Annotated in this window: 28 protein-coding genes; 18 read left to right on the top strand and 10 right to left on the bottom strand. The window is 40.1% G+C overall.

What is annotated here, in order from left to right:
* The first annotated feature begins 150 nt into the window (after positions 1–150).
* Complete coding sequence (locus OA91_RS11100; RefSeq protein ID WP_063338283.1) at positions 151–558, top strand: hypothetical protein; 408 nt, start codon at positions 151–153, stop codon at positions 556–558.
* Between the two features lie 139 nt (positions 559–697).
* Here OA91_RS11100 and OA91_RS11095 read toward each other — a convergent pair whose 3' ends face one another.
* The 3 genes from OA91_RS11095 to OA91_RS11085 form a co-directional block, all read right to left on the bottom strand.
* The gene (locus OA91_RS11095; RefSeq protein ID WP_063338282.1) at positions 698–1,432 is read right to left on the bottom strand and encodes a MipA/OmpV family protein; all 735 of its coding nucleotides are present in this window, start codon (positions 1,430–1,432) and stop codon (positions 698–700) included.
* 288 nt (positions 1,433–1,720) lie between these two features.
* Positions 1,721–2,320, bottom strand: a complete 600-nt coding sequence (locus OA91_RS11090) for a DUF938 domain-containing protein (RefSeq protein WP_063338281.1) — start codon at positions 2,318–2,320, stop codon at positions 1,721–1,723.
* 311 nt (positions 2,321–2,631) lie between these two features.
* A complete protein-coding gene (locus OA91_RS11085; protein WP_063338280.1) occupies positions 2,632–3,684 on the bottom strand; it encodes an alkene reductase in 1,053 nt (350 codons plus the stop codon).
* A gap of 176 nt (positions 3,685–3,860) precedes the next feature.
* On the opposite strand from OA91_RS11085, the gene OA91_RS11080 reads away from it, so the two are divergent.
* The 4 genes from OA91_RS11080 to OA91_RS11065 all read left to right on the top strand — a co-directional run bounded on the left by OA91_RS11080 (position 3,861) and on the right by OA91_RS11065 (position 7,008).
* Entirely contained in the window at positions 3,861–4,760 is a 900-nt protein-coding gene (locus tag OA91_RS11080; protein WP_063338279.1) for a LysR family transcriptional regulator, read from the top strand.
* Positions 4,761–4,842: 82 nt separating this feature from the next.
* A complete protein-coding gene (locus OA91_RS11075; protein WP_231870354.1) occupies positions 4,843–5,436 on the top strand; it encodes a shikimate kinase in 594 nt (197 codons plus the stop codon).
* A gap of 140 nt (positions 5,437–5,576) precedes the next feature.
* Entirely contained in the window at positions 5,577–6,446 is an 870-nt protein-coding gene (locus OA91_RS11070) for an MYG1 family protein (protein WP_063338278.1), read from the top strand.
* Between the two features lie 181 nt (positions 6,447–6,627).
* On the top strand, positions 6,628–7,008 hold the full coding sequence (locus tag OA91_RS11065) for a hypothetical protein (RefSeq protein WP_063338277.1): 381 nt from the start codon (positions 6,628–6,630) through the stop codon (positions 7,006–7,008).
* 130 nt (positions 7,009–7,138) lie between these two features.
* Here OA91_RS11065 and OA91_RS11060 read toward each other — a convergent pair whose 3' ends face one another.
* A complete protein-coding gene (locus OA91_RS11060) occupies positions 7,139–7,360 on the bottom strand; it encodes a glutaredoxin family protein (RefSeq protein ID WP_063338276.1) in 222 nt (73 codons plus the stop codon).
* Positions 7,361–7,770: 410 nt separating this feature from the next.
* Here OA91_RS11060 and OA91_RS11055 point away from each other — a divergent pair, with 410 nt between their 5' ends.
* Positions 7,771–8,697 carry a hypothetical protein gene (locus OA91_RS11055; protein WP_063338275.1) on the top strand — a complete coding sequence of 309 codons (927 nt, stop codon included), beginning with the start codon at positions 7,771–7,773 and terminating at the stop codon, positions 8,695–8,697.
* Between the two features lie 15 nt (positions 8,698–8,712).
* Positions 8,713–9,021 (top strand): hypothetical protein, encoded by a 309-nt coding sequence (locus tag OA91_RS11050; protein WP_063338274.1) that lies wholly within the window; start codon positions 8,713–8,715, stop codon positions 9,019–9,021.
* An 85-nt stretch (positions 9,022–9,106) separates the two neighbouring features.
* Here the strand turns inward: OA91_RS11050 and OA91_RS11045 are convergent, their stop codons facing one another.
* Positions 9,107–9,652 carry a TetR/AcrR family transcriptional regulator gene (locus tag OA91_RS11045; RefSeq protein ID WP_063338273.1) on the bottom strand — a complete coding sequence of 182 codons (546 nt, stop codon included), beginning with the start codon at positions 9,650–9,652 and terminating at the stop codon, positions 9,107–9,109.
* 322 nt (positions 9,653–9,974) lie between these two features.
* Here OA91_RS11045 and OA91_RS11040 point away from each other — a divergent pair, with 322 nt between their 5' ends.
* Positions 9,975–10,583: a hypothetical protein gene (locus OA91_RS11040; protein WP_063338272.1), complete on the top strand. Its 609-nt coding sequence runs from the start codon at positions 9,975–9,977 to the stop codon at positions 10,581–10,583.
* A 44-nt stretch (positions 10,584–10,627) separates the two neighbouring features.
* Complete coding sequence (locus OA91_RS11035) at positions 10,628–11,563, top strand: SDR family oxidoreductase (RefSeq protein ID WP_231870353.1); 936 nt, start codon at positions 10,628–10,630, stop codon at positions 11,561–11,563.
* A 30-nt stretch (positions 11,564–11,593) separates the two neighbouring features.
* On the opposite strand, the gene OA91_RS11030 is transcribed toward OA91_RS11035, so the two are convergent.
* Entirely contained in the window at positions 11,594–12,853 is a 1,260-nt protein-coding gene (locus OA91_RS11030; protein ID WP_063338270.1) for an MFS transporter, read from the bottom strand.
* A 321-nt stretch (positions 12,854–13,174) separates the two neighbouring features.
* Complete coding sequence (locus OA91_RS11025) at positions 13,175–15,208, bottom strand: HAMP domain-containing methyl-accepting chemotaxis protein (RefSeq protein WP_063338269.1); 2,034 nt, start codon at positions 15,206–15,208, stop codon at positions 13,175–13,177.
* A gap of 291 nt (positions 15,209–15,499) precedes the next feature.
* On the opposite strand from OA91_RS11025, the gene OA91_RS11020 reads away from it, so the two are divergent.
* Together OA91_RS11020 and OA91_RS11015 are read left to right on the top strand one after the other, a co-directional pair.
* The gene (locus tag OA91_RS11020) at positions 15,500–15,997 is read left to right on the top strand and encodes a hypothetical protein (protein ID WP_063338268.1); all 498 of its coding nucleotides are present in this window, start codon (positions 15,500–15,502) and stop codon (positions 15,995–15,997) included.
* Positions 15,987–17,180, top strand: a complete 1,194-nt coding sequence (locus OA91_RS11015; protein WP_063338267.1) for a putative manganese transporter — start codon at positions 15,987–15,989, stop codon at positions 17,178–17,180. The genes OA91_RS11020 and OA91_RS11015 overlap by 11 nt, the downstream gene beginning before the upstream one ends.
* On the opposite strand, the gene OA91_RS11010 is transcribed toward OA91_RS11015, so the two are convergent.
* Entirely contained in the window at positions 17,181–18,080 is a 900-nt protein-coding gene (locus OA91_RS11010) for a LysR family transcriptional regulator (protein ID WP_063338266.1), read from the bottom strand.
* Between the two features lie 100 nt (positions 18,081–18,180).
* Between OA91_RS11010 and OA91_RS11005 the strand changes: the two genes are divergently transcribed.
* A complete protein-coding gene (locus tag OA91_RS11005; protein ID WP_063338265.1) occupies positions 18,181–18,498 on the top strand; it encodes a hypothetical protein in 318 nt (105 codons plus the stop codon).
* An 18-nt stretch (positions 18,499–18,516) separates the two neighbouring features.
* Here OA91_RS11005 and rsgA read toward each other — a convergent pair whose 3' ends face one another.
* Both rsgA and OA91_RS10995 read right to left on the bottom strand, forming a co-directional pair.
* Entirely contained in the window at positions 18,517–19,587 is a 1,071-nt protein-coding gene (rsgA, locus tag OA91_RS11000; RefSeq protein WP_063338264.1) for a ribosome small subunit-dependent GTPase A, read from the bottom strand.
* A gap of 245 nt (positions 19,588–19,832) precedes the next feature.
* Positions 19,833–20,195 (bottom strand): cupin domain-containing protein, encoded by a 363-nt coding sequence (locus tag OA91_RS10995; protein WP_063338263.1) that lies wholly within the window; start codon positions 20,193–20,195, stop codon positions 19,833–19,835.
* Positions 20,196–20,521: 326 nt separating this feature from the next.
* Here OA91_RS10995 and hemP point away from each other — a divergent pair, with 326 nt between their 5' ends.
* From hemP to OA91_RS10970, 6 genes are all read left to right on the top strand, one after another.
* The gene (hemP, locus tag OA91_RS24040; protein WP_082827891.1) at positions 20,522–20,671 is read left to right on the top strand and encodes a hemin uptake protein HemP; all 150 of its coding nucleotides are present in this window, start codon (positions 20,522–20,524) and stop codon (positions 20,669–20,671) included.
* 178 nt (positions 20,672–20,849) lie between these two features.
* The gene (locus OA91_RS10990; protein WP_063338262.1) at positions 20,850–22,709 is read left to right on the top strand and encodes a TonB-dependent receptor plug domain-containing protein; all 1,860 of its coding nucleotides are present in this window, start codon (positions 20,850–20,852) and stop codon (positions 22,707–22,709) included.
* Positions 22,710–22,807: 98 nt separating this feature from the next.
* Complete coding sequence (locus OA91_RS10985) at positions 22,808–23,896, top strand: hemin-degrading factor (RefSeq protein WP_063338261.1); 1,089 nt, start codon at positions 22,808–22,810, stop codon at positions 23,894–23,896.
* Positions 23,893–24,750, top strand: a complete 858-nt coding sequence (locus tag OA91_RS10980) for a heme/hemin ABC transporter substrate-binding protein (protein WP_082827890.1) — start codon at positions 23,893–23,895, stop codon at positions 24,748–24,750. The genes OA91_RS10985 and OA91_RS10980 overlap by 4 nt, the downstream gene beginning before the upstream one ends.
* The gene (locus OA91_RS10975) at positions 24,747–25,838 is read left to right on the top strand and encodes a FecCD family ABC transporter permease (protein WP_063338260.1); all 1,092 of its coding nucleotides are present in this window, start codon (positions 24,747–24,749) and stop codon (positions 25,836–25,838) included. Before OA91_RS10980 ends, OA91_RS10975 begins: the two co-directional genes overlap by 4 nt.
* Complete coding sequence (locus OA91_RS10970; RefSeq protein ID WP_063338259.1) at positions 25,835–26,611, top strand: heme ABC transporter ATP-binding protein; 777 nt, start codon at positions 25,835–25,837, stop codon at positions 26,609–26,611. Before OA91_RS10975 ends, OA91_RS10970 begins: the two co-directional genes overlap by 4 nt.
* The last annotated feature ends 256 nt before the right edge of the window (positions 26,612–26,867 follow it).

Here is a 26,867-nt window from a genome sequence, read left to right as displayed (position 1 = left end):
TTAATGGAATCTTTATTTCATAAATAGCATGTAAACAAGCTATTTATGTCATTGCAATAAAGGAAAAAGTGGAGTCTTGAAACCACTGACATAAACAGGGAGTATGCCGAAAATCCTAAAGAGTAGGCCAATTAAGTTAAGGGTGAAAACATGACTGTTTTATTTTCAATTACAAAAGTTGAAGTTCAAAACCAATCACAAGTAACTGGTACACCTTTTGTATATGCTGTAAATGAAATCAATAGTTGGGAGTGGGGTAAAGTTTGTACAGGTACAATTGATGTACCAAATTTTCCTATTCTTAAAGTTGGTGGCGCTTACCCTAATATTAGCTTTCTTCAAGTATCAACTTGGAAAGGGCAGTACCAATTGTATTGGAACGATGGAAATGCTGGTGAGGCAATTTTGTTAGCTCAATGCACAACAACTGAAACGCCTTATCCAAAAAATCAGAAAAACTTAGGTACCTATAAAAACTCAGAGCCAAAGACATTTAAGCTTGTTATCGATTTAACTCAAGATGATGGATTCGGAGGAATGAGCCTCGTTGCTGATTAGATTTGAATGCCCTTTATAGTTTAAGAAATGCCCCAATACTGGGGCATTTCTTATTTATCAGTAGTAACTGAACTGGCATATCAATTTACCGCGCTTTTATTTAAACATGATGCCTATGAGCGTTAATTTTAATGGCTGTTTAAAATGTATAATTCGCCAGAATAGTACCTGAATAATTATAGTTTTTTGAGACGATAGGGCTTGAGTCTACTTCATCCGAATATCGTACATAATTTAATATGGTCACGATATTTAAGTTGTTTGTGATAGGTGAAATAGTCCTCAATCCATATTTGATTGCGGTCGTATCTTTAATCGAAAAATTGGCTATTTTTCCTGAAGTTCGTGCAGATTCCGAAGCAGAAACAGAGTATAAATACTCGCTCATTTGTTCATCCATATAGATATAATCAATACTCCCTCTAACAATTAAAGGCGCTTCTAAGGCCGAATAGAGAGGTAATTGGACGCCAGCTTGTATTGAGTAGCCATCATGCCTGCCTGAAATATCTTGCTCTATCGTGGCGTTGAATATACTCGCTCTCACACTCCCTTTAGCGTAGACACCTCCCTTTCTTCTATCCAGCAACTGCATGTCAGCATTGGTCGAATCATCAGGGTCGAAAAAGTTGTCTTTGTATGCAATAGAGGCGTCTAAGTAACTCGTTAGATGGTAACCAATGCTTCTTTGTTTAATAAAAAAAGTGTCACTATCATAAGATAAAAAAGGAGCAAAGACGGTGTCCTTGTTTGTATCTAAATAGATAGATGAACTCTCATTAACTAATACACCAATAGATCTCTCAGAATTAGCCAAAATTAGATCAGTATTTAATATTAGTGCTAAAGGGAATAAGAATTTTATAGGTTTCATTATTTAGCGGAACTCTTTAGTTACATCACTTTGTGGGGTGTCGAAATCACTAAAGTTGACTATGAGAGAACCACTTGGTTCCGCTTTTTAGAAAAAATTATTTAAATATTTTTGCTTTACTTTTTTAACATTAATTTATCATTGATTTATTGTGTGGTTCGGCCAAGGTATTCAGTTTAAAACGCACAACTCAAAACGCTTTAATTGGATTCTTTTTGCATGGATTGAGTACCTTGACCTTTTTGTTTAGCTTGTCTATCAAATAGGCTTGAAGATAACGTATTCAGGCTACTTAGCACTCACTCGCCAAACTAATAAACGGTTGTTTGCTGGCATAGGGTTATCTGCAATCAGCTCTAATTCTTGCTCGCAAGCCAGTTTGTTGACGGTCTCGAAATCACGAATGGCACGATGAGGTGCTTGCTCTTTTAGCCAGTCATTAAAGCGGGCATTGCTCTCGCTGGTAAATTGACCTTGGTAGTTAAAAGGGCCATAAAGGAAGAAATAACCTCCTTCTTTTAGTGCGCTAGGGACAAACTCAAAGAATTTTTCAACTTCTTCCCAAGACATAATATGTGCCGTGTTGGCTGAATACAGAAAGTCGACTTTCTCGTTAGTCCATTTCGCCGTGCTGATTTCAAGCTCAAGTGGCGCTTTGAAATTATCGCGTTGTGCATCTGCAACCCAAAGTTTAATGCCTTCTAGATAGTCTGTCTGGTCACTAGTTTGCCAAGCCAAATCTGGGTAGTGCTGTGTTATGTGTTCACCATGTTGTCCTGTTCCACTGCCTATTTCTAAGAGTATTCCACCTTGTTTTACATAGGGAGCGAGTATCTGGCGAATAGGTTCTTTATTGTTTTCAGAAGCTTGGGAAAATGGTTTATTCATAACGTACCTTCATGATGATTGAGGAATCACTTAGATTTAAGCGCAAGATTCTATTGCTTTAGAGCGATAGGAGGCTTATCTCAAGTGTGTTTGAAATCTGAACAAATGATTAATTGCGGCGAGCTTAACATAGATACGGGCTAAATCTGCTTATATTATGTTTTTCTAATGGGATCTTGGCTAATTAGAGAATGCCTCCAATCCCTATGAACTAAAGCCAACTCATAAAAACACCCAAGCAAAGCGGCTAAATTTTAGTTGGGTGCCTTTAATCGTTTTTCTAGATGATGCTTTTAATTGGGCTGAATACTTTAGTAAAGTTCGTGCAGCATGTCATTATTGTATTCGACCAATGCTTTTTCCTGTTTTACTTTTTCTACAAAGTCTGGATTAGCAATGAAAGGTCGGCCAATTGCAATTAGGTCAGCATCACCATTTTCAATGGCTGCTGCGCCACTTTTTACACTGTACCCACCAGAAGCGATGAGCGTGCCTCGATAATGTTGACGAATATACTGAGTCACTGTTCCGCCCAAATGCTCGTAAGGTTCATCAGCAAACATTCCAGTATGAACGTAAGCTAAATCGTATTGATTGAGTAGCGGTAGTAGATAATCAAACACCTGCTTGTCACGATCATCGTGCTCTAAGTTGATGTAAGCCTGAGGAGAAAGGCGCAAGCCAACTTTCCCTTCTGGAATTGCTGCTTTTACTTGATCGATAACTTCAATTAAGAAACGTGTCATGTTTTCGACTGTGCCACCATATTCGTCTTCGCGGCGGTTGGTATCCCAATGTAGAAACTCGTCAATGAGGTAACTATTGGCACCGTGAATTTCAACACCATCAAATCCTGCTTCTATCGCATTTTTAGCCGCGATAGCGAACTGGTTTTGAACTCGCTTTATTTCATCTTTCGTAATAACTCGTGGTGTTTCGTATTCTAGGTTTTCGGTACGGGGAACATGTCCATGACCAACGATAGGCACAGCTGACGGTGCCATCGGCAAAACACCATTATGATAAATCGAATGAGAGACACGACCTGTATGCCAAATCTGAGCAAAAATCTTTCCACCGTTTTGATGTACTCGTTGGGTGACTGTCTTCCAGCCATCAATCTGAGCTTGAGTATATAGCCCAGGGGTATTGGGATAGCCTTGACCATCTTGTGATACCAATGTGGCTTCACTAATGATTAAACCTGCATCTGCACGACGGCCATAATAAGCGGCCATTGCTTCGGTCGGTACTAGGTTATCGTCTGCCATGGAACGCGTTAGCGGGGCCATGATTATACGGTTTTTTAGGGTTAAATTTGCCCCAAGATCTACAGAGTGAAATAAGGTATTCAGGTGACTCATAGTTACTCCTATGAACGATCTCGTCGTTCATTTCATTAATCGGATCAGTTGATGACGTTATCTTATCTGTTTCTTATATTTGTACTAGATAGGTGAAAGTGGTTTCTTTGTTCTCTTTTGGTGTACAGTGAGATGAGTGGTAACGAATGTGATTAAACTGAAGTGGATGAATTTAAATGGATGAGCTAAAGCGTATTGGTGTGTTTACTCGCGTTGTTGAAACCAAGAGTTTCTCTGAGGCAGCACGGCAATTAGGAGTAGCAAAGTCTGCTGTGAGTAAACAAATTGTCCAGCTAGAAAAAGAAGTGGGTGTGCGTTTGCTTAATCGGACAACACGCAGTTTGAGCCTGACTGAAGCGGGTGAGATTTTTTATCGTCATAGTGCCGAAATTGTTAATCGAACAAACATTGCTTTAAGCGAACTGCGAGAGTATCAAAACCAACCGACAGGCACATTACGAATCTCTTGCCCTGTTAGTTTTGGTACAGAGCACTTAACGTCTGTGATTAAAGACGTTCGTTCTTTGTATCCATTATTAAAAATTGATTTGTTATTGGAAGATCGCATTATCAATATGGTGGAAGAGGGCGTTGATCTTGCGATTCGAATAGGTTGGTTACAAGAGTCTAATCTGGTGGCTAAGATGATTTGTGAAGCGCCTGTAAGTGTCTTTGCCAGCCCTGAGTATTTAGCCCAAAAAGGCACACCAAAAACACCGCAAGACTTACAAAAACATGACTGGATTAGTTTGTCTCTTTTTAGCTCACCTCTTACGTGGGAATTTGAAAAGAAAGGCCAGAAACAAGGTGTTCAGATGCACAGTCAGTTAAAAAGTAACTCGGTTGCTGCGGTTATAGCTTTATCAAAAAGTGGGCAAGGTATCTCAGCGCTTTCCACATTTTGTTTGCAAGAAGATTTTGAGAAAGGCTTGTTGCAACCATTATTAACGGATTACGAACTTGATCCGAGCGGTATTTATGCCGTATATCCTCATCGTGAACATGTGCCACCTAAGGTACGTATCTTTATCGACTTCTTATCAAAATATTGCCATAGCGCAAGGTGGTTACGTTGATTTAGAAAATCATAATGGGAGCTTTACTTCAAATTTTGATTGTTCGAGTTACTATCTATTCATTAATCAAGGAGAAGAGATTTTGAATAAATTAGACATTGTATTAATTGGGCCAATGGGAGTAGGTAAAAGCACGATAGGTAAACTCTTGGCTTCACATCTCAAGTTGCCTCAAAAGTCGATGGATGAGTTTCGTTGGGATTATTATAAAGAGATAGGCTATGACAAAACCTATGCTAGGGAGCTCGATCAAACAGAAGGCGGGTTGAGTGTCTATCGCTATTGGAAACAGTTTGAGATTCATGCAGTAGAGCGCTTGTTAGAAGAGCATAACAATTGCGTCATTGATTTTGGTGCTGGTCATTCTGTTTATGAAGATGATGCTTATCTGCAACGAGCAAAAGCGGCGCTTAAGCCTTTTCAATATGTCATTCTCTTATTGCCGTCACCTGATAAAACTCTGTGTTTAAAGCGATTGAACGGCGATGAAAGTGATGAAGATGCTGAGCTAAATCGGCACTTTATAGAGCACAAATCGAATTATGAGCTTGCAACGCACATTATTTATACAGAAGGCGCTAAACCTGATGAGACACTTGCAGAAGTTTTGAAGCTCTTCTCAATTAATGTCTTAAGTGTTTTTAATCTGCTATTTTTGTCGGCCATCTTGCTATAGAATCCCCGTATCTTTTTTAGGGGTATCTAAGTTAGAAAATTGGTTCAGGTTTATCGCTTAAAATATGCCTGTAACAATCTCTTCTAAACAGATTAATCCCTAGTATTACTCTCTTATGCAACAGGCAAGATACAACTCCAATGACTGATATTACGATAGCAACCCACAATGGTAACTTTCATGCTGATGATGTTTTTAGCGTCGCGGCTCTGAAAACGATTTTCACTAGCTTTAATCTGGTTCGTACTCGTGACTTAGAGGTTATCAAACAAGCTGATATCGTATTGGATGTGGGCGGTATCTACGATGCCGATGCTGGTCGTTTTGATCACCACCAACGCGGTGGTGCAGGTGAGCGTGAAAATGGCATTCCTTATTCTTCTTTCGGTTTGATCTGGAAAAAGTACGGTGTTGAGATTTGTGGCGGTAACAAAGAAATTGCTCATTCTGTCGACACGGGTCTCGTTTCTGTAATCGATGCGGTTGATTGCGGCCATGTTGAAGGGGTATCTAAAGGTATTAGCCTTAGCCAAACCATTTCTATGTTTAACCCGACATGGCAAGAAGAGAATGATTACGATGCTTGCTTTGAAGAAGCCGTAAGCTTTGCATCTCGCGTTCTAACTCGCTTTATTGCTGCTGCAACGGGCGGTATTAGTGCTAAAGATATTGTCGCTAAAGCGATCGAAAAGGCAGAAGATCCAAGACTGATCGTGCTTGAGCAATATACACCTTGGAAAACAACGGTTCATAGATTGTCTAAAGAAGCCTTGTATGTGGTTTACCCTTCAGACACTGGAGAGTGGCGTATTCAGACTGTCCCTGTTGAGCTTGGCTCTTTCGAAGACAGAAAGTCTCTACCCAGCCCTTGGGCAGGGTTAGCGGGTAAAGAACTACAAGACGTGACAGGTATTGCGGATGCTATGTTCTGCCACAACGGTTGCTTTATCGGTGGTGCTCAATCATTTGAAAGCGTGATGAAAATGGCTGATATGGCGCTTAAGGCTTAAGTTACAAATATTATATTTAACACTTTCATTCGTCTTTAGGCTGCCATGTAGGCGCCTGAAGACAGTCCTGATTGCATTTCAATCTCAATATTACTGTTAACCGTTTCTGTTTGTTTTCATACTATAAGACTAATCTAAATTCATAGATCAATTTAGCAGCTTGGTTAAAGCGAGTGATTTTATGAGTGATAGAATACTGTTTGAAAATGAAGAATTTAGGCTTTATGCCATCCATGAGGATGCCTATTTACTTAATAAATTATCGCAAAGTGTTCAGCCAGATATTGTTGTCGCGTCGATTTATGGTGACCCAGATTCTGGCTTAATTGCTTGGAATAACGCATTTGTTGCCTTGGCTGGCTGTGGCCTCTCAATTTACTTCTTAGATAATGGTGAAAGCTATTCAATTGGGGCACAGGCTGATAATACGCTTTGGACGGAAGGCATCTATCAAAGCGAAGGAGATGAGGTTAACTTTGTACGTTTTACTGCCTATACAAAGGACAATAAGATTAGAGTTCATAGGCTGAATGTATTGAGTCGAGAGATCGAAGAGCTCTAAAACTAGATTAATAAATTAGCTATTTGGCTTCATTAACCACACGGGTTGAATCAAAGTATCTTCGATATGTTTGTTACTCCATTTAGCGAGTAAAGTAGCGTTATTAAATCTGAAAATAGACTCTTCTCATCTAATAGAGTTGATTAAATGCTTTCACCGAAAACCCTTTTAATATTTGATCGCCAATTTTTAGCACGGGTACACCACGAAGCCCTAGTTTAGCAAACTCTTTGCGACCACTTGGTGTTTGTACATTGCATAAACGATAGGCAATACCTTGTTTGTCTAAATAAGCCTTGGCTGTATCACAGTGAGGGCATTTATTCAGTGTGTAGAGGGTCACTTTTTTCATTGAGTTAACTCTTATCTCTAATTTGCCTGTAATGGGTTGTAATTTGTGAGCTTTTTATTAACGGCATAATACGTTTTTTGCCATTAAATGTTAGCTAAAAGTTAGATTTAATTACTTAAGGAACCTGCGAATAAGTCCTCCCGCCTCAGCGTGTGGATAAAAGCCGCTAGATTTATGGCGAGGAGCGCAACTTAATAGTGATTCTATTGATAAGCTCTTCAACGTAAAGCTAGGGCTTTTAGGCCACGCCCTTTGGGTCTTTCAGAAAAAACATCACTCTGTGTTGTCACTTCTCGAAAGGTACCTACATTACGTCAAAGTAACGCCTTGTGTGATACTTTTTCTGAAAAGACTGAGAAGAGGTGACATAATCGCAGGTTCCTTAAACAGCACACTTTTAAAGGAAAATTATGAATAAGAAGTTGATACTTTTGGTCATTCCAGCACTGATCTCTGGGTGTGGTTTAACCTCGGTTCAAAAACAACAGGTCTCTCAGTTCGCATCTGCTACGCAAAGCATTAGTGTCTCAAGCCAGAATAATTTTAAAGAAACTAGGGATAAAATTATTGGAATCGAAAGGCGTCGATTAATTATTAGAAACAATAAACCTCCTGCTGATTTGGATTTAGACGGTGGCATTAGTGCGACTGGTGTTGCTGAATTAATATCTGTGTTAGATGTTTTAAATGCATATGGGAAATTGCTCAATCAGCTTGCGACTCATGATGAATCAGAAAACTTAGGGAAGGCGGCAACGGCATTTTCTACTTCTTTTGAATCTGCTGTTCAGCTGGATAAAGCGGGTTATGTTATTTCAGATGAGAAAAAAGAAGCATTTGAAGGCGTAGTCAAGCTTACGGGAAGCTGGTTTGTTGAGAAAAAGAAGAAGGAAAGCCTAGTAAAAATAGTCAAAGCTTATTCTCAAGAGGTGAGTGCTTTAGCGGATTTATTGGTTAATGATCTTACTCTTAAGGGCCGCTCTTTATGTATCGATAAAGCTAGCAGACAAGATAATGATATAAAAACAGGTGTGATTGACCACTATTGCACGAGTGCAAAAGCCTTACGTAAAGCGTCATCTGATGTGTTAAGAGTAGGCGGTAATTCTTTTACCGAAAGAGAGTTTGCTTATGATTCGTATGTGCTCAGTATTGAGGCGCTCGAAGAGGTAAACGTTTTATCCAGCAGTGGTTTTAAAGCTATTACTCAGTTCAAAAAAGCCAATAACGAATTATTAAAATCAGTTGAAAACGATAAGTTTAATTCTGATCAAATTAAGTCATATGCAAAGCAAGTGAAAGAATTAAATACCTATATTCAACTTCTATCTCATTAATAAAAAGGATTGGTTATGACGATTAAAACACTTTCATCAGAAATCTCGCTGGCTATAGAAGAGTTCGAAGCACTTTCGGAAGCCTCTCCATATGATCAAGAACTTAATCAGAAGATTCAAGAGTTATACGATCAGCTTCAGAAAGCGGAAGGGAAAGAATGGGAAGAAAGTATTGCTGAATATAAAGAAGCCAAAGAGGCATTGATTCTTGCATCAAACGTTGCTCAAGAAGCGGTTAATGATTTATCAAAAACGGCAGAGGCTGTTTCTAAAGCGGCTAAAGCATTAGATAAACTGGTTACGGCATTAGCCTTGGTATTATAAATTGGGATTAAGCCAAACTAGCTAGTTGCTTGTGTTTAGCGCCGTGGATACTACTTACTGGCGTTAAATACGGCTAAGAGAATAATTAGCCTATGTGTCTGTGAATTAATCCAGAAATATAGTCTTTGCTTAAAGGTCTGCCTAAAAGTAATTGCTGGCTAAGTAGCCCCAAGAGAATGGCGTAAAGTTGTTCTGTTTGCTCGGCATCAACATAGTTGGCTAACAGGCTTTGGTACTTCTCGTTAGCTGTTCTCATACAGGTGTCTTGTGGGATATTTTCTAAACCAATGACATCTATATACTCCATTACCAACTTGGTTTCTTGAAAATGTCGCGGTGCTAAAAGATTCATGATTTGTATGAAGTTTTCTAGCTTCTCATTCTGGCTTGCATGCTCCACGTGAGGGCAGCCATTTAAGATCATGCTGTCTGAGCTAAACATGGCTTCTGTGGAAGCAACGAAGATCTCATCTTTACTTTTAAAGTAATGATAAACCGCGCTTTTACTCATGGATAGGTGGCTGCAAAGCTGCCTCATGCCAAGATCTTTATAGCCATGCTCAAGAAAAATACTTGCTGCTTTTAAAGCAATTTCTTCACGTTTCTTATCATGGTCAACAATTTTTGGCATAGGTTTTCCTTACTGGCTTAGCGAGTTTTTAGCGTGCTTTAATCCAAAGCAAAAAGCTAAGAGCTCATTCATAGGCTTTTAAAAAAGGCTGCAAAGTTAAACAGAATCACCTCTAAAACACCAGATTTAACCCTATGTTTTTACTTTTTTGCGTATTCATTATTTTTGAAGGAGGTTTTTTTGAAAATTATAGTCCATTCGGTCTAAAAAAGATTTACAAGTCTTGTGTGATTGAGTTATTTTAAAAAGACCAGGTGTTCTAAATAAGAGTCTATATAGACTTTTAAGAAATGAGTAAGCAGCAAATTGATAAAGGTGTGTTATGAAAATTGATTGGCAAGTTCCAGCAATTCGAGCGGGATATAAAGGTAAATTAGATAAGCTAATTGGCCCTGGGGCAACACGTGCAGAAAAAGATGTGCAGACTTACATTCCCTTTATTGCCGCTGGTATCTTAGCTTTCTGTGTGTATCAAACAGGGATTGACTGGAGTTGGGTTCAATATCTGATCGCAATTTTATTGACTGTCGATATGCTAGGCGGGGTCATTACTAATGCGACTTCAAGTGCTAAACGCTGGTTCCACCGTGAAGGTGAAGGTTTCAAGCAACACATGAGCTTTATTAGCATTCATTTTATTCAGCTAACGATATTCAGTTATTTTTTCCTTGAGTTTGATCTCTGGTGGATTGCTTCTGCTGGGGCTTATATGTTGCTTGCTTCGGCGGCAATTCTACTTACCCCGCTTTATCTACAAAGACCTATCGCGCTCACTTTGTATTCTGTGAGCCTTATCTTGAGTTTGTATGTGTTTGAGACGGCTGTAGGGCTAGAGTGGTTCTTGCCTGTGTTTTATTTGAAGCTGCTGATTAGCCATATTTTAAGGGAAGAACCATATCGACCAGAACACGAAAGTAGCAAGGACGCATAGCCTTGATAATTCAGGCTTTGATAAAGGAAAAGAATAGGAGGTAAATGATGCAAGCAAAAATTCTTCTTGCCGGAGCAACAGGTTATTTAGGGCGTTACTTAGTACAAGCGTTACTTAAACAAGATAAAGGCTTTGTTGCTTTAGGTCGTTCACTTAAAAAGTTAGGGGCTATGGGGCTTGGTGAAGCGCAAATTAAATTGGCTCAGGTTACTGATCCTATGAGCCTTGCTGGCTGCTGTGACGGTATAGATATCGTTATTTCTTGTGTTGGTATTACTCGACAAAAAGATGGCCTTAACTATATGGATGTGGACTATCAAGCCAATATCAATTTGCTTGAAGAAGCAGAAAGGTCAGGAGTAAAGAAGTTTATTTATATCTCTGCTTTCAATGCGCCTAATTATCAATCGGTACGAATGTTGTACGCTAAAGAACAATTTGCGCAGCGCTTATTATCTTCTCAAATGCTAGAGCCCTGTGTGATACGGCCTAATGGTTTCTTTTCTGATATTGAAGCCTTTTATGCCATGGCAAAAGCAGGACGTGCCTATTTATTTGGGTGGGGAGATGTGAAAGTGAATCCTATTCATGGGGAAGACCTAGCACGCTTTTGTTTAGAAGCTGCTGAGCTAAGCTCTCATCAGGGCTCTCAACCTACAGATAGCGATTTAAATGACTCACCACATAAGGCCAAACAAACATGGCGGCCTAGACAAGATAAACGTGAATTAGCCATTGGTGGTCCAGATATTTTCAGCATAAAGGAGCTGGCGCAACTTGCCTTTAAAGCAATGGATAAACCAGAAAAACTCATGTACTTACCAGATTGGGTAAGAAAATTAGCTTTGGAAGTGGCGAAACAATTGCCAGAAAGAGTGGGTGGCCCAGCTGAGTTCTTTTTAACTGTCTCTGGTCAAGACATGGTAGCGCCTGCTTATGGTGAACACCATTTATTAGAGCACTTTAAAAGCTTGTCGTGAGCAGGGCGGAGAGACACTAAGCCGTATCTCTTAGTGTCTATTAGGTTGGCCTTTTTCTAGCCAAAAGTAAAAGATCGCTAACCCTACAAAGACGGTGGCTGACATGAAAATAGGGGTATACAAGGCAAGGCCTGATTCGAGTAAGGTTCCAAAGCATAAATAACCCAGAGGTACGGATAAAAAGCGAATTGAGGTAAAGAGAGTCATGGTTCTGGCAAAAAAGCTTTCTGCCACTTGAGTTTGTATCAAGGTGACTTCTATTGGGCCTGCAAAGCCAATACTTAGCCCTATGAAAAATAGCGGAATCAGAATGAGTATTTGGTTTTGAATAAATGGGATGGAGGCTAGCGTGAGGGTAAGGCAAAGGTAACCAACTAGTATGATGTTTTTTGCCTTAATATGCTTACCAAAAAAGCTGTAGGCGAGTGAAGACGCGGTTGTGCCTGCGCCAAAGCAGGCCATTGAAAGACCAAAGTTAATCACAGAGTCAAACACTAGCTTATTCATAAAAGGTAAATAAACTAGCAAAAAAGGTGTGATAACAATATTGACGATAGCACTAATAAAAAGCACAGCGCTTACCTGATTCAGAGAACGAATATAAGTTAGGCCATATTTAAAGTAACGCCAACTTAAATGAACTACCTCTTGCTGGTCAGCCTTTTCCTGGCTGGTTATTACATGATCAAGACTCTGGTATTTTTTAAGCAAAATCAAAGTAAAGGCAACAACCAAGAAACTTGCCGCATCAAAATACAAGGCAGTTATTGTCCCTAAGCTAGCAACAATAATGGCTGCGATAAGTGGGCCTGCTAGATCGCAAACATTTTCTATCGATGTGTTTAACCCATTGATAAAACTCTTGTCATAATTTCCTTTTGTAATTTCTTTCATTAAGAGCACATCTTTCGCTAAACGTCCCGGAGAATCCAGTAATGTACTTAGGGCAAGCAAAACGGCTAAGAGAGCAAAATTTAGCATATCTAAGCGATAGAAAAGGGGAATAAGTAAGACGCTTAAAAAGTTAACAAAGTCGGAAATGATAGATGTTCTAAAGCCGCCAAACCTGTCGACTAAAGGAGCACTAAAAAAGGTTGAGAGAATTATAGGTAAAATTTTGGCAGACATAACGGCAGCGACTAACCCTGGGCTATCCGATATTTCTAGGATTAACCAAGGTATGGCAACTTCTGTCAGTGCATTACCTAAAATCGTTATGCCATTGAGACTTAAAAGGGTGAAAATTGGCCAAGAAAACCCTTTAGTCGCTCGCTGAGATAGCCGCTTCATTAAAATCCTTTTTAATATTAATTGAATATATTAAGAGAAATGAGAGCTATTCCTCGTATTTAGGGCAGCCATTTTCCGGATGGATGATGAGGGCATTTTATGCTGCTTTAGTGCTATCTGTCATGCCTCTTCAGGTAATTAAAACATGAAGACTTTGTTACTAAAAGTGCTTAAAAATCGCTAAAAGCATAATTTAAGTAAATTTCAGGCATGATAAAAGAGCAGTAACACATAGTAAATGGATGTAGGCACAAACAAGATAAAATTATCCTGTTTGTACCTGTACTCATTTATTTCTATTTTTGGGGAGGGAGTCTGAGATTAGATTTTAAAGGTTGAAATCAGGTCTCTTAATTTTTCCGTCTGATTTTGCATCTCATTGCCAGCTTGTACTGTAGATACAGCATCATCAGAAGTTTGCTGTGCGACGGCACTTATCTCGACCACGTTATGCATGACATCTTGAGTGACTTTTGCCTGCTCTTCTGAGGCGGTAGAGATTTGTACTATCATCTCTTGAACTTGTTTACCGGATAGCGTGATTTTATTTAGAGAATCGCCAGAGATATTAGCTTGCTTAATGGTTTCCTCTACTTTGGTTTGGCTCTTTTGCATCATGCCGACAGCTTCGTTTGATCGTGTTTGAAGTGCTGTAATTATTTCATTAATGCTGGTGGTTGATTCTTGCGTTTTTGACGCTAAAGATCTGACCTCATCTGCGACCACTGCAAACCCACGCCCTTGCTCTCCGGCACGTGCCGCTTCTATCGCTGCATTCAAGGCTAGTAGGTTGGTCTGCTCTGCTATAGTCGCGATAACTTCTGATACTGAGCTTATCGACTGACTTTCTTGCTGAACTGTGGTGATGACATCAGATGCATGGTTAATATCTTGAGATAGCTCCTCTATGGTGGCGACTGTGTTTTTCACATTCTGCTGGCCATCTAATGTGATTTGTTGCGACTCTTCTGTAATTCTCGCGCATTCACTTCCATTTTCAGCAATATCATTCACGGTTGCTGTCATTTCTTCTATGGCTGTGGCGACTAATTCAAGCTTTTCATTCTGGGAGGTGATGTTAGTACTCGTATCATTTGCTACACCCAAGGTTTGGTTAGAGGATGTGGCTAAACTCTCTAATACGGACTGAATATCACTGACAAGTTGCTTTAAATTATTGCTCATTGTGATCATAGACAAATACAGACCACCGGCTTTTAAGTTCTTGTCGAATCGAGTCGACAAGTCACCATTTGCTATACGGTTTGCAAGATCTGCCATGTCATGAGGTTCACCACCAAGAGGTGTTGTGATGGAGGTGCTGATCAACCAAGATAGTAAGCTACCTAAACTGACAATTAAAAATAAGCCAAAAAACAAAATACTATAAAGAAAGTCGACATTTTCCATTAAGGCAGCATGATCATTCTGTGACAAGGTGATTTGAGATGCACGCATGTCAGCCAAAATTGCCTGAATTTGTCGTGCTTTTGGCGCGGCTTTTGTGCCTAACCAAGCGTTTGCCTTGTTCCAGTCATCACTAGCACGAGAGGTGAACATTTGATCAACAAGAGGGCGGAAGTACTCTCTATTCTCTTGATACTCGTTCCATTCTGTAATTTGACTATTTGATAAAAGTTTAGACTTTGTTGTTAAAATTTCGAATTGTGCTTCGTTCTTCTGCCATAAGTTAAGAAAGTTGGTTTTAAACTTTTCATCACCAGATAGAAGGTAGGCACGAATATTGGCTAAGCCTAAGGCAAACGAAGCGCGACTATCGGCAAGAGTTTTTAGCAGGGCTTTGCGCTGTGGGTTTGAAGCCTGATCCATTTCTAATTCAATTAGATTTGTCAGAGATGCGATGGTTTCAGCGGCTTTTGGCGCCGCTTGGTTTAACAAAATATCAAAAGAGGGGATATTATCTTTTGTATGAGCGATATCTTCAATTTGCTGCTGAGCATTACGAAACTCTTTAATGAGAGTATTCATGCCTTTCAGTTTTTCTATATTAGCCGCCACTGTCCAGTTAGCTGAAAACTGGTTTAATGCAGTGAGTGCTTTATCAATATCTTGCCAGCCAAGTTGGCGCTCATTCTTGAAAATATCCGCCTTTTTAGGATCATCCCCAAGAATCAAATAACCTCTTAAGCCAGATAAACTCTGATTAATACCACTGGTTAACATTAAGCCAGCTTCAACAGTGGGCGCTCTAACATTTAAAAGTAGCTCTTGATTACGTTTGGTTTTTTCTAACTGAATATAAACAAGAGAGGTACTAATTACTGCTATTGCAATAATTAATCCGAAACCGAGAATTAGCTTTTTTTTTGTCGCAACACTGTTTAAGAACTGCATAAATTGACTCTAAGAAAATGAAAGTTGTGGCTGGTTTGAACATACTGAGTAAATGAAGTTGAGCACTTAAACATAAGTTAGGTAAACGTTAAGTGAACGCCATGATAGTTATGAGAATTATTAGGTAAGTTTTTAGAAAAAACTCTAAAAACTCTGATAAGAGTATCTATATCAAGTAGTTGGAAGGTTCGTAGTACTCAATCTCAGTATTTAAAATGAGGTATGAAAGGGGGTTTACAAACAACTAAATAAGAATGATAATCATTTAAAGTCTTGAGTGAGGTTGTTTTTATGTTGCAGCTTAAACCTTTTGTACCTTTAGAAGATCATTCACAGCAGCTTTTACCTTTGTTGTTAGCCGCTGTTGAAAGCGAATGTCTGAGTAGCCATTTGTATTATCACTTGCTTAATGAGTTAACGGTTTTGACGCCAACTTTGGTTAAGGGTCTTCAAGCCTCATTGGTTGAAACGAATACCCATCATGAAGATATGCTTAAGGTTATTAAGCGGTTAGGGGGTAAACCTCGCACTAAAACAGCAGCAACTCGTTTTAGTGTCATGAAGCTAGAGCCTTATCAGTTGATCAATATGCTGTACGAATCAGATGCCTTTTTAGCTGCAACCTATACGGATATTTGTACTTTAACCATGGAATACGATTACCAAATTTTTGATTTGTCTTATCGTAATTTGTCGGAAAAAGTTCAACACCTAGATCAAATCAAACCCATTCTTCAAATCCATGCAAAACAGGCGAATAAAAAAAGAGAAACGTATCATGACAACTAGGGTGTTAAAGAAGCTTAACCTAGCAAAGCTTTCTGTGATTCTGCCAAGCTTTTCTGCGGCTGTGACGAAAAGTCTGCTGCTTTTTAGCATTATTCTTTGTGTGCTTGTTTCTCTTTACCAGATTGATCATGGGCTTTTTGATGTCATAGTATCCGCTTTAGCTGATGCTTATCTTGGTGTCAGTATCTTTATTGCTTTAACTTTGGGGGGCTTTTACTTTCTTGATCAATGTTTTAAAGCCGACCTTACCCAAGTATTGAATCAAGGAGGGCCTTTACAAGTGCCTGTTGCGGCATTTTTAGGGGCATTACCTGGCTGTGGTGGCGCAATCATTGTTGTAACTCAGTTTGTGAATGGAAAAATGAGTTTTGGCGCTTTAGTTGCTGTTTTGATATCGACCATGGGTGATGCGGCATTTTTATTACTTTCTAAAAAGCCTGATATAGCGTTATTAGTCTATGGTGTGAGTCTAATAGCAGGGATAGTGACAGGTTACTTGGTTAACTGGTATCACGGTCATAATTATTTAAAGACAAATAGCCCAGGGCCTAAAAATGACGCTTATGTATTGCCAAGGCTTCCTCCTCTATTAGTATTTATTTTCATTCTATTATTAGCTCCCGCTACTGTGTTTGGTGTACTGGAAGCCTTTCAGTGGGATTCAAATCAGCTTTTTGGAGAGTGGGCTCACCTTGAGCCAACAAAATGGTTCGCTTTTGTTGGTGCGCTTTTATGCATCTTAGTTTGGGTGTCTCAGCCGCTAGACTCATGGTCGGCTCGTTTTGCTGAAAAAGCAGAAATACGTTATTTAAAAGAAACGGTGGTGGCAGAAACTAGCTTTGTTTCTGTGTGGGTAATAGTTGGCTTTCTCGCTTATGAGCTGCTGATTTATGCTACAGGTATTAATCTACAAGCTGCGTTTTCTAGCTTAGGTGGCGTGACTATCTTGTTAGCTATTTTAATAGGTTTTATTCCAGGCTGTGGCCCCCAAATTGTTATGACAAGCCTTTATATAAATGGTGTTGTGCCTTTATCCGCACAATTGGCAAATGCGATTAGTAATGATGGTGATGCATTATTTCCTGCGTTAGCCTTAGCGCCTGAAGCGGCCGTAAAAGCCACTATTTATAGTGCAATCCCTGCATTTATAGTCGGTTACACGAGTTTTTATATGGGTTATTAATTACTGTCTATCGGCAAAATAGTCTCTAATAAAATCGAGAAAAACACGGACCTTCAAAGGAACGTAATCGAGTTTTTGATAATAAGCCCATAAATGAAAATCTCGGCTGGTTAAATGTGTGAGGATTGGCTGTAGCTTATTCTCCGCCAGTTCTCGGGTAATAATCATACCTGGAATATAAGCTATCCCTTGAGCGGCAATAGCGGCTTGTATAATCACCTCAGTATTATTTGTTAAGAGTTTAGACTCAAGCATGATGCTCGCTTCACTCCCTTTACTATCAATAAATGACCAAGTATTAGGAGACGTTAACCCGTAGGGCAAACAAGCCTGATGTTTTAGATCCTCTAAAGTCCTGAGCTCTGATGTTTGTGCCTTTGCTAAATAAGAAGGTGAGGCAAAGAGAGCGTTTTGGTATCGGCAAATAGGCAGGCCTACCGTTGTGGCTGTGTCTAATTTCTCCAACATGCGACAGAGTGAAATATCAGCTTCAGCAAGAGGGAGCTGAGTATATTCAGCTGTCTGCAATACGACCTCTATTTGCGGATGAACTTGCCTAAATACTGTTACCACATCTAGCAATACCCTTGTTAGTACGGGCTGGGGTGCTGCTAATCGTAAGATACCTTTAGCTTCTTGCCCTAGGCTTGCTGTCTCATCAAGCAAACTTTGCCATTGGCCATCAAGGTGGCGCATCTGCTTATAAAAATTTTCACCTGCTTCAGTTAATGTCATACGACGAGTGGTGCGCCTTAACAGCTGCACGCCTAAGGCATTTTCTAATTCGGCCAGCCTTTTACTGACAACCGAGGGGCTTATATTTTTTAAGCGAGCAGCACCTGCAAGAGAGCCTTGATCGACGACTAATAAGAACAAGGAAGCTTGCTCAAACTGATTCATATACATTCCAAAATGAGAATAGTGAAGTTCTAATTTTATCGATTATCTATTAATTGAAATTAATTAACATGGTTTTTTATCGATTTAAGAGGAAATGACAATGTACGTAACTGAAGTATTGAGTTGGCAAGCAATGGCGAATGTATCAGATCAAGATATGATTAATGCTGTTGAAGGCTTGTTAGCTGATCTTAAAACCTTACCCGGATTTTTATTCCAGAATCTCAGTAAAGACAGCAAAGGACGATGGGTAGAAGTCTACTTTTGGCAAACAGAAGAAGATGCTCATAACTCAAATAGCTTGATGGCAGATAAAGTATCTATGGCTAACTTAATGGGGCTGATAGAAGTAGAAAGCATTAGTATGGAGGTGATGTCGCCTTTACAGGATTCAGGGGCTTTGACTTTAAATTCTTAGTTTTCCTTGCACTAATACTTAACGGCCCTTCAAAATACTTGCCTCTGATTGGGTCGTTTTGTAGTACTTGCCTAGCGCTTTATCACTGGCTCGACGCTCAGCTAAATTAGCGGAATTAAATGCATCTTCTTTTAAGAGTTTTTGATAATTTGCCAAACGCCTTAGCTCTAGCTCACCTTTAGAGATAGCCTTTTCTATCGCACAGCCAGGCTCTCCTTGATGTTGGCAGTCGGAAAATCGGCATTGGGCAGCGATTGTTTCAATATCTGAAAAAGTTGTACTGATACCTTCTTTGCTATCTGTTAGCTGTATTTCTCTCATACCTGGAGTATCAAGAATTAAACCCCCATTTCTCATAACCATAAGAGAGCGACTCGTAGTGGTATGGCGGCCTTTACTATCCTGCTCTCTAATTCCATGGGTTTCTTGTTTAAGTTTACCTAGCAACGTATTGGTGAGTGTGGATTTCCCTACGCCTGATGAACCTAATACAGCAATGGTATTACCTTGTTTTATCCAAGGTGATAGCTGTTCAATACAATTAGGGTCTAAGCAATTTAAGGCCTCAACAATGATTAGAGGGTCAAGGCTTTGTACTGCTTGAATATAATCTTGAGGTGAACTCGCCTGATCGCTTTTGCTTAAAATGACGACTACATCTGCTGATGACTCGTGTACAAGTGATAAAAAACGCTCTATACGGTTGAGGTTAAAGTCTTCGTTCATTGAACAAAGAATAAAAGCCGTATCTACATTGGCTGAAATAAGTTGTTTTTGAAGCTTGCTGCCTGCAGCTTTGCGAGAAAAACTGGTTTTTCGATCCAGTAAACGAATGAAGTCTCTTTCTTGATCTCTATCTAAATTCTTATTTTCTTTTTTACTAAGGAGTAACCAGTCTCCAACTGTCATTTCAGGCATTTTATGGTTTAAGCTTAAGGTGATAATGCCTTCTTCTGTAGCGACTTTAACCTCGGATCTGTGTTGCTCTATAACACGGCCAGCCTCAGTACTTTCCCACTCTTCAAGACTAAGTTGCTGTTGAAAGAATGCTTGCCAACCTAAGCTGGTAAGTGAAATCAAATCCGTCATGATAATTGTCCTGATGATTCAAATGCACGCACTATAAAGGCGTTTAAGTCGTCTTAATCTTAGTGGTTCATGGATAAAAATGATTGAACAAATGCGTCAATTTGTTAGATGTTCTGAGTAAGAAATACTTAAGAATAGATATTATATTTAAGAAAGGTGCGATGGGCAGGGGTTTAGCTTAAATGTATTGCGTCACCAAATGCTAGTTTGGTGTCAATTTAGGTGACGCAAACAGTTAGCGCTGATTAAGCACTATAAATCACAAAAACTTTACGTAGGGTTTCATGTACTGTCCGGTTGCCACACCAGCCAACTGGGAATACAGCACTTGAACCTGCTGTTAGCGTTACTGGCTCGCCGCCATCTTCTACTACTGTCATGCTGCCAGAAAGAACATAAATCACCTCACCGCGCGTGGTAAATTCCCAGCGTGACTCACCTTCTTCACATTCCCATGTACCTGATTTAATTGATTCATCTTCCGTGTTGTAAAAAGCGTGGCTACGGGTTGTTATCTCGCCTGTAAGAGCTTCAGCAGTAGGTTGTTCTAACGGTTTTTCTGTTAGTTGTGCTTGCGTCATTTCGCCTGCGCGATAGTGAATTGTCATGCTGTTATCCTTTTAAAAAGTATTTAAACCAAGTAATACGTATCTATCCTATTGATTAATAAGACTAATATAATATTTCTTGAGTTTTAGTTGATGTTGTTTCTGTGTTGCAAGATAACAGCTTGGATTCGACGCTATTTATTTAAGTGCGTTAAAATATTAGTGAAAAATCACAGATTCATAATGTGGAAAAAAGAGGGGTGTTGTGTCGTTAACTTATTGTTTCTGAATTAAGTTCACTTAATTTACAAAAAGTTTGCACTAATTCTATAAAAATGTTTAAATGCGAACCGTTATCATTATCAATTAGTAATTGGCAGCTAAACATGTCTTCAATTAAACCAACGATTAGCGATACTTCTTTGGTATCGACAGAAAAGTTAATGCAGGGAAAAAGCGAATTAACCATAGTTCATAACGAACAGCATTACAGGTTACGTATCACACGCAATGGAAAGCTGATACTAACGAAATAACTCTGCAGCGTGACTGCAAACAAAATAACAGAACCCCTTTATCTTGCCTAAGATAGCCACCTTTTTCGGCAGCCAGTTAGAGCAATTTAAATCAATTTTTAAAAAATAGATTTAAAGCAAGGTGTTAGCGAAAGCGCTATGAGCGCTGAAACTTAACCAATAACAGGTTGTATCCCAAATGAGAAACAAGGCTAAATTAATTGCCGGCGCAGTCGTGCTTGCAAATACTACAAACATCAGTGCAGTTGAAACTGAAGACACCATTTTTGTAACCGCTAAAGCGCCAATCGCTGCAGAAGAGTTTTCTGGCTCGGTGAGTGTCGTGACTTCTGAACAAATCAAATTAAGTGGTGCGACTACCGTTTCAGAAGCCTTGGGCAAATTGCCTGGTGTATTTGTAGGTGCGGGTACTGGCAATGCGCAAAACGAAATTCGAATCCGTGGTATGGCAGGTGAATACGGCTTGATCTTGATCGACGGCAAACGAGTACCAAATGCCGAGCGTAATATTTCCTCAAGCCCTGCAAACCGTACTAACTGGGTGAGTATCGAAAATATTGAGCGTATTGAAGTGATTCGTGGTGCAGCCTCTAGCTTGTATGGTGCTGATGCATTATCAGGTGTCATTAACATAATCACTAAAAAAGCAGGGGATGAATGGCGTAACAGCATTACTGTATCTGGCGGTGATGTGGCAGGAGAAGGTGGGGCATACTCAGGTATTAACCTTGCAACTTCTGGCAAAATTAATGACACCTTTGATTTCAGCCTCAACCTTGATCAACAAACTGAGGATGAAATTCTAAATAGTGATGGTACGTCACAGCGTTCTGAGCGTGATCTAACCAATACTCAAATGAAGTTGGGCATTAACCTAGATGAAGAAGAAAGACTTGAACTGGGTGTGATTTATGGGGAAGAAGAAGCAAAAGCGGTAGATGATAATCTAGAACAAGAAAAAACACTCTTGTCCCTTGATTATACGAACACCTTTAATGGCTTTAATACAGCGGTTTCTGCCTCTGCAGGTCGTGATAATGTCGATGACGATGGCACAGATTGGGTTATCGAAGATAAGAATTTAGGTTTTGATCTTGATGGCTCTATTAGTGAAAGCCAGTATATCAATGCGGGTATTAGCTATCGTGAAGAATCGGCAGAGCGTGATAATTTAAACTTCTCTGATACGTTCAAATCGAGCTCTTTATACGGTCAAGATGTTATCAAGCTTAATCAAGATAACTCACTGACACTAGGCTTCTCCTTTGAAGATCATAACAAATACGGGTCTGCCTTTAGCCCTAAACTCTACTGGGGGAACACACTAAGTGATGAGTGGGGGATTAAACTTGGTTACTCAGAAGGTCGTATTGCGCCGGCTGTGCGAGAAGGCTCATCTGATTATGTCATTAATGCTGGCCCAACACGAACCTACCGTGGTAATGACGATCTAAAGCCTGAAGATAGTAAAACCACTGAATTTAGCGTGAGCTATGGTGGAGATGACGTCTTTGCTTCTATTACTGTCTTTAATTCCGATGTTGAAAACCTGATTACCACTCAAGACGTTAATAGCAGTGCAGCTATTTCTGACAATGTTTATAGCAATGTTAACAAGGCAGAAATTCGAGGACTCGAAGGCGAAATTAGCTGGGATCTGAATGCCATTTCTCAACTGTCCTTTAACTACACCTACACAGATGCGGTGAATAAAGATGGTGGAGATGATGATGGAAAGCAAATTTCTGATCGTCCTAAGCATGTTGCCAATGTCACCTACAATCAGGAAGTTAACAGCATAGATGCCAGTGTTTATGTGGCGCTTCAAGGTGTTAGTTCTCAGTACACAGATTCAGCCAATACCAATGAAGTAGCAGGTTACGGTACCCTAGATTTAGGCTTAGTAAAACAAGTAACTGACAACTTGGAGCTAAGAGCCAACATCATCAATATCAATGATCGCGTGGTTTTGGATGATAGCAACAAAGCTATTCATGCCGGTAGAGAGCTACGTTTGGCGATCACGGGTAACTTCTAATCTTCAAACTAATGAATGGGCTAATCAGTAGTTAGTCCTTTCTTTTTGATAGCAAAAATAGACAACTTACAAGATATAAACCTCAAAGAGACCTAGATATGCAGTTACTTAATACCATATTTGAATCGGCAGCCAATAAAAATAGCCTTCCATTAAAAGCCAAATACGAAAGGCTTATGCAGGATCAGCCAAAACTTCGTCGTCGTGATGCAGCAGAACAGCTTAATGTTGCAGAGGCGAAGTTATTAGAAGCCCAATGTGGTTTACGTAGTGTGCGATTATCAAACAAATTCGCCGCTATTATTCGTGATTTTCCAAGTCTAGGTTACATCATGACTTTGACACGTAATGACAGCGCCGTGCATGAGCGTAAAGGTATTTACGATAATGTCAGTATCAATGGACCTATGGGATTGGTGATTACGCCAGATAGAAAAATTGATTTACGTATCATTATTAGTCGTTGGGATTCAGGTTTCGCTGTAATCGAAGATTTAGATTCAGGCCCCCGTTATAGCTTGCAGTTTTTTGATGTTGAAGGCATAGCAATTCAAAAGATTTACCTACAAGCCGATAGTAATTTTCAGGCATTTGAAGCGCTAGTAGATAAGTACTGTAAGCTTGATAGCCCTGCATTGACCCTGAAACGCGACCCAGATGTGATTGAGTACGCAGCAGACAAGGATGTGGATACAACTGCGCTGAAAAAAGAATGGGGTGAGATGAGTAATGTGCACCAATTCTTTGGTTTATTAAAGAAGCATCAAATCTCCCGAGTACAGTCTTTTAGGCTAGTTGGCGCACCACTAGCTCAAGAGTTTGATCCAGAATTGATCGAGCCATTGTTAAATGAAATTGCGGCAACAGACTTATCTATCATGTGCTTTGTGGGTAACCGCGGCAATATTCAAATTCATACGGGTCCGATCAATAAAGTGAAAAGGCTAGGTCCTTGGCTAAACATACTTGATCCAGAGTTTAATCTTCATCTGTTAACGGCCAATATTGAATCCGCATGGTTGATCCGTAAACCAAGTGTTGATGGAACTATCACTTCTGTCGAATTATATGACAAAGCGGGTGAGACCATTGCTCAGTTCTTCGGTCAAAGAGAAGAAGGAAATCCAGAAAATGCGCAGTGGCGCGCTTTTGCAGAAGGCTTGATTAAAACGGAAGCAGTGGCATGATGAAATCCATTTCAATTGCCTTAACTATGTTGTTAGCAAGCCAGTTTGTGCTTGCTGATGAGGTTAAGCGCATCGTCTCTGCAGACGGGTCATTAACAGAAATTGTCTATGCTTTAGGCCAAGAGGATAAACTTGTAGGGGTAGATACCACGTCAGGTTTTCCTGTGAGCGCTAGATCTCTGCCTCAAATTGGTTACAAACGTAATATTTCTGCTGAAGGGGTTTTATCATTAGAACCACAAGTGCTGATAGCGACACAAGATTCAGGACCGGATAAGATTCTAGACCAAATAGAAGGTGCGGGTGTTGAAGTCTTTAAATACAGTGCTGAACCTAGCCTCAATGCTGTACGTGAAAAAATCTTAGCGGTCTCAGCGTTATTAGATAAAGAAGCCGAAGGCGAGCAGTTGTGGCAGAAAATAGAGCTTGATGTCATAGCGGCGAGACAAAATCTGGTCAATATCCAAGACAAGGTAAAAGTCTTATTTGTGCTGAGTATGCAGTCTGGTAGTCCTGTGGTGTCAGGTGCTGATACTCAAGCTGCAGAAATTATTTATCTAGCTGGTGGTGTTAATGCGGCTCAAGGTTTTAGTGGTTATAAACCTATGCCTGTCGAAGCGGTTATTGCGGCTCAGCCTGATATCATTTTAATGATGGATCGAGGTGGCGATCATGGTGCGAGTATCGAGCAACTTAAAGGTGCTGGATTTAGTCTAACACCTGCTGGCATAAACCAACGTCTTGTTACTATGGATGGTATGAAAATGTTGGGCTTTGGTCCGCGTATTGCCGACGCGATTCGTGAGCTTGGGCAAGCGTTTTATCCTGCAGAGCAGGAGATAAACAAGCTATGATCTCAACCCTGTCTACTCCCATAAATGAATCTTTGCTCAGTGCGAGAGAGCGGCGAGTTCGTTTTGCAACTCTCTTACTGATTATCGCATTAGCGGTCTCTTTTCTAGCTTCCGTGGGTATTGGCCCAATGCAAGTTAGCATGCTGGATTCTCTAAGTGTGATTACAGCCAAATTAGGTCTGCACGAGTCAAATGTTAGTGCCACTGTGGATACCATCATAAGTGCAATTCGTTTGCCTCGAACCTTACTCGCTATTTTGGTTGGTGCTGCGCTTGCTGTTTGTGGTGCAGCGATGCAAGGCTTGTTTCGTAATCCATTAGCAGACCCAGGTCTTGTGGGAGTGACAGGTGGAGCCTCCTTAGCCGCGGTTTCCATGATAGTACTTGGTGGCACTAGCCTGACTTTTATCAGTGAATGGTTAGGGCAATATAGCTTGATGGTGGCGTCATTTTTAGGAGCGCTATTAACCACTAGCCTAGTGGCTAGAATCGCAACGACTAAATATGGTACGTCTGTAACGAGTATGCTTTTAGCAGGCATAGCGATAGGCATAGTGACAGGTGCCGCAGTCGGTTTTCTAACTTACCTAGCTGATGATAGCCAACTGAGAACCTTGACCTTTTGGGCTATGGGAAGTGTTGGTGGAGCCACTTGGCAAAGTGTACTGACAGCTGGGTCTTTCATTGCTATTCCCTTGGTTTTAATTCCACTTTACGCTAAAGAGTTAAATGCACTTTTGTTAGGTGAATCTGAAGCGAGGCATTTAGGCATTGATGTTGAGAAAGTAAAACGTCGCCTGATTCTTCTAACTGCCATTGCGGTGGGGGCCTGTGTTTCTGTCTCAGGAATGATAGGGTTTGTTGGTTTGATAGTGCCGCATTTAGTACGTCTAACCTTAGGGCCAGACCATAGGTACCTCTTGGTGCTAAGTGCCTTGTTAGGTGGTTTGTTCTTGCTTGTTGCGGATATCGTTTCTCGTACGATTATTGCGCCAGCAGAGTTGCCAATAGGGTTAATTACTACCTTGATTGGCGGGCCCTTCTTTATTGGTATGGTGGTATATCGCGCTAGGAGCAATGCATTATGAGCCTTGAAGTTAAAAACCTAAGTTTAAAAATAGGTACTAAGAAACTGCTATCTGATATTAATTTTAAATTAGGCAGTAATGAAGTGGTTGCGATTCTAGGGCCAAATGGTGCTGGTAAATCGACATTGTTTAAGGTGCTTAGCGGGGAGCACAGACATTATGAAGGCCAGGTCATACTCGAAGGAAAAGATTTAAAAAGCTGGAAAGCATCTGATGTTGCAAAACTATTAGGTGTTTTACCTCAATCATCAGCCTTGGCGTTTCCCTTTAGCGTGAGTGAAGTGATTAACCTAGGGCGATTACCTCATAGTACAGGTCGTGTACTGGATCATCAGCTTATCACTGAAGCCATGTCAAAAGCAGATGTTTCTCATCTAGCGGATGCACTTTATCCCTCATTATCTGGAGGGGAAAAACAAAGAGTTCAGCTTGCTAGAGTGCTAACCCAAATTTGGCAAAAAAATGATTTAGGTGAGCGTTATTTGTTGCTAGATGAACCCACATCAGCGCTTGACCTTCCTCATCAGCATCAAACCTTAAGCTTAGCTCGTGATTTAGCGAAGGAAGGTGTGGGGGTTTTGGCTATATTGCATGATCTCAACCTTGCAGCCCAATATGCTGATCGGATTATTTTACTGTCAGAAGGCTTATGTGTAGCGCAAGGTGACGTGAAAACCGTACTGACACCTCAACAAATTGAAAGCCTCTATGGCATTAAGGTAACTGTCATGTCGCACCCAGAGCATCATTACCCACTGGTGGTTGCAAGCTAATCTTAGTCAACATTAGGTACTCTTTCATTGAGGGGAAATAGGCTAGAAGAAGCTTAGGGAGAAGTGAGCAAAAATACTCACACTCCCATTTTTTATCGCTACAAATAAACAGTCTTTTACAAAAAACGCTATCACAAGATTTATAATGAACTAGTATTCATAATGCAAATACAAAGATTTTAGTCAGAATAGTGTCAAAGTTAGTAAACTGCTTTGAAAGTTGCAATAAGCTATTTGAAATTCTTGATTAATTGAA

It is taken from the genome of Marinomonas sp. SBI8L (genome assembly GCF_001624705.1).
Taxonomy (GTDB): domain Bacteria; phylum Pseudomonadota; class Gammaproteobacteria; order Pseudomonadales; family Marinomonadaceae; genus Marinomonas.
The sequence above is the reverse complement of the archived record's forward strand: the minus strand, read 5'-3'. Positions and strand labels throughout refer to the sequence as shown.

Excerpts from the sequence above, each read along its gene's own strand:
- OA91_RS11100 (WP_063338283.1), top strand. The coding sequence starts at position 151 with ATGACTGTTTTATTTTCAATTACAAAAGTTGAAGTTCAAAACCAATCA.
- OA91_RS11095 (WP_063338282.1), bottom strand. The coding sequence starts at position 1,432 with ATGAAACCTATAAAATTCTTATTCCCTTTAGCACTAATATTAAATACT.
- OA91_RS11090 (WP_063338281.1), bottom strand. The coding sequence starts at position 2,320 with ATGAATAAACCATTTTCCCAAGCTTCTGAAAACAATAAAGAACCTATT.
- OA91_RS11085 (WP_063338280.1), bottom strand. The coding sequence starts at position 3,684 with ATGAGTCACCTGAATACCTTATTTCACTCTGTAGATCTTGGGGCAAAT.
- OA91_RS11080 (WP_063338279.1), top strand. The coding sequence starts at position 3,861 with ATGGATGAGCTAAAGCGTATTGGTGTGTTTACTCGCGTTGTTGAAACC.
- OA91_RS11070 (WP_063338278.1), top strand. The coding sequence starts at position 5,577 with ATGACTGATATTACGATAGCAACCCACAATGGTAACTTTCATGCTGAT.
- OA91_RS11065 (WP_063338277.1), top strand. The coding sequence starts at position 6,628 with ATGAGTGATAGAATACTGTTTGAAAATGAAGAATTTAGGCTTTATGCC.
- OA91_RS11060 (WP_063338276.1), bottom strand. The coding sequence starts at position 7,360 with ATGAAAAAAGTGACCCTCTACACACTGAATAAATGCCCTCACTGTGAT.
- OA91_RS11055 (WP_063338275.1), top strand. The coding sequence starts at position 7,771 with ATGAATAAGAAGTTGATACTTTTGGTCATTCCAGCACTGATCTCTGGG.
- OA91_RS11050 (WP_063338274.1), top strand. The coding sequence starts at position 8,713 with ATGACGATTAAAACACTTTCATCAGAAATCTCGCTGGCTATAGAAGAG.
- OA91_RS11045 (WP_063338273.1), bottom strand. The coding sequence starts at position 9,652 with ATGCCAAAAATTGTTGACCATGATAAGAAACGTGAAGAAATTGCTTTA.
- OA91_RS11040 (WP_063338272.1), top strand. The coding sequence starts at position 9,975 with ATGAAAATTGATTGGCAAGTTCCAGCAATTCGAGCGGGATATAAAGGT.
- OA91_RS11035 (WP_231870353.1), top strand. The coding sequence starts at position 10,628 with ATGATGCAAGCAAAAATTCTTCTTGCCGGAGCAACAGGTTATTTAGGG.
- OA91_RS11030 (WP_063338270.1), bottom strand. The coding sequence starts at position 12,853 with ATGAAGCGGCTATCTCAGCGAGCGACTAAAGGGTTTTCTTGGCCAATT.
- OA91_RS11025 (WP_063338269.1), bottom strand. The coding sequence starts at position 15,208 with ATGCAGTTCTTAAACAGTGTTGCGACAAAAAAAAAGCTAATTCTCGGT.
- OA91_RS11020 (WP_063338268.1), top strand. The coding sequence starts at position 15,500 with ATGTTGCAGCTTAAACCTTTTGTACCTTTAGAAGATCATTCACAGCAG.
- OA91_RS11015 (WP_063338267.1), top strand. The coding sequence starts at position 15,987 with ATGACAACTAGGGTGTTAAAGAAGCTTAACCTAGCAAAGCTTTCTGTG.
- OA91_RS11010 (WP_063338266.1), bottom strand. The coding sequence starts at position 18,080 with ATGAATCAGTTTGAGCAAGCTTCCTTGTTCTTATTAGTCGTCGATCAA.
- OA91_RS11005 (WP_063338265.1), top strand. The coding sequence starts at position 18,181 with ATGTACGTAACTGAAGTATTGAGTTGGCAAGCAATGGCGAATGTATCA.
- rsgA (WP_063338264.1), bottom strand. The coding sequence starts at position 19,587 with ATGACGGATTTGATTTCACTTACCAGCTTAGGTTGGCAAGCATTCTTT.
- OA91_RS10995 (WP_063338263.1), bottom strand. The coding sequence starts at position 20,195 with ATGACAATTCACTATCGCGCAGGCGAAATGACGCAAGCACAACTAACA.
- hemP (WP_082827891.1), top strand. The coding sequence starts at position 20,522 with ATGTCTTCAATTAAACCAACGATTAGCGATACTTCTTTGGTATCGACA.
- OA91_RS10990 (WP_063338262.1), top strand. The coding sequence starts at position 20,850 with ATGAGAAACAAGGCTAAATTAATTGCCGGCGCAGTCGTGCTTGCAAAT.
- OA91_RS10985 (WP_063338261.1), top strand. The coding sequence starts at position 22,808 with ATGCAGTTACTTAATACCATATTTGAATCGGCAGCCAATAAAAATAGC.
- OA91_RS10980 (WP_082827890.1), top strand. The coding sequence starts at position 23,893 with ATGATGAAATCCATTTCAATTGCCTTAACTATGTTGTTAGCAAGCCAG.
- OA91_RS10975 (WP_063338260.1), top strand. The coding sequence starts at position 24,747 with ATGATCTCAACCCTGTCTACTCCCATAAATGAATCTTTGCTCAGTGCG.
- OA91_RS10970 (WP_063338259.1), top strand. The coding sequence starts at position 25,835 with ATGAGCCTTGAAGTTAAAAACCTAAGTTTAAAAATAGGTACTAAGAAA.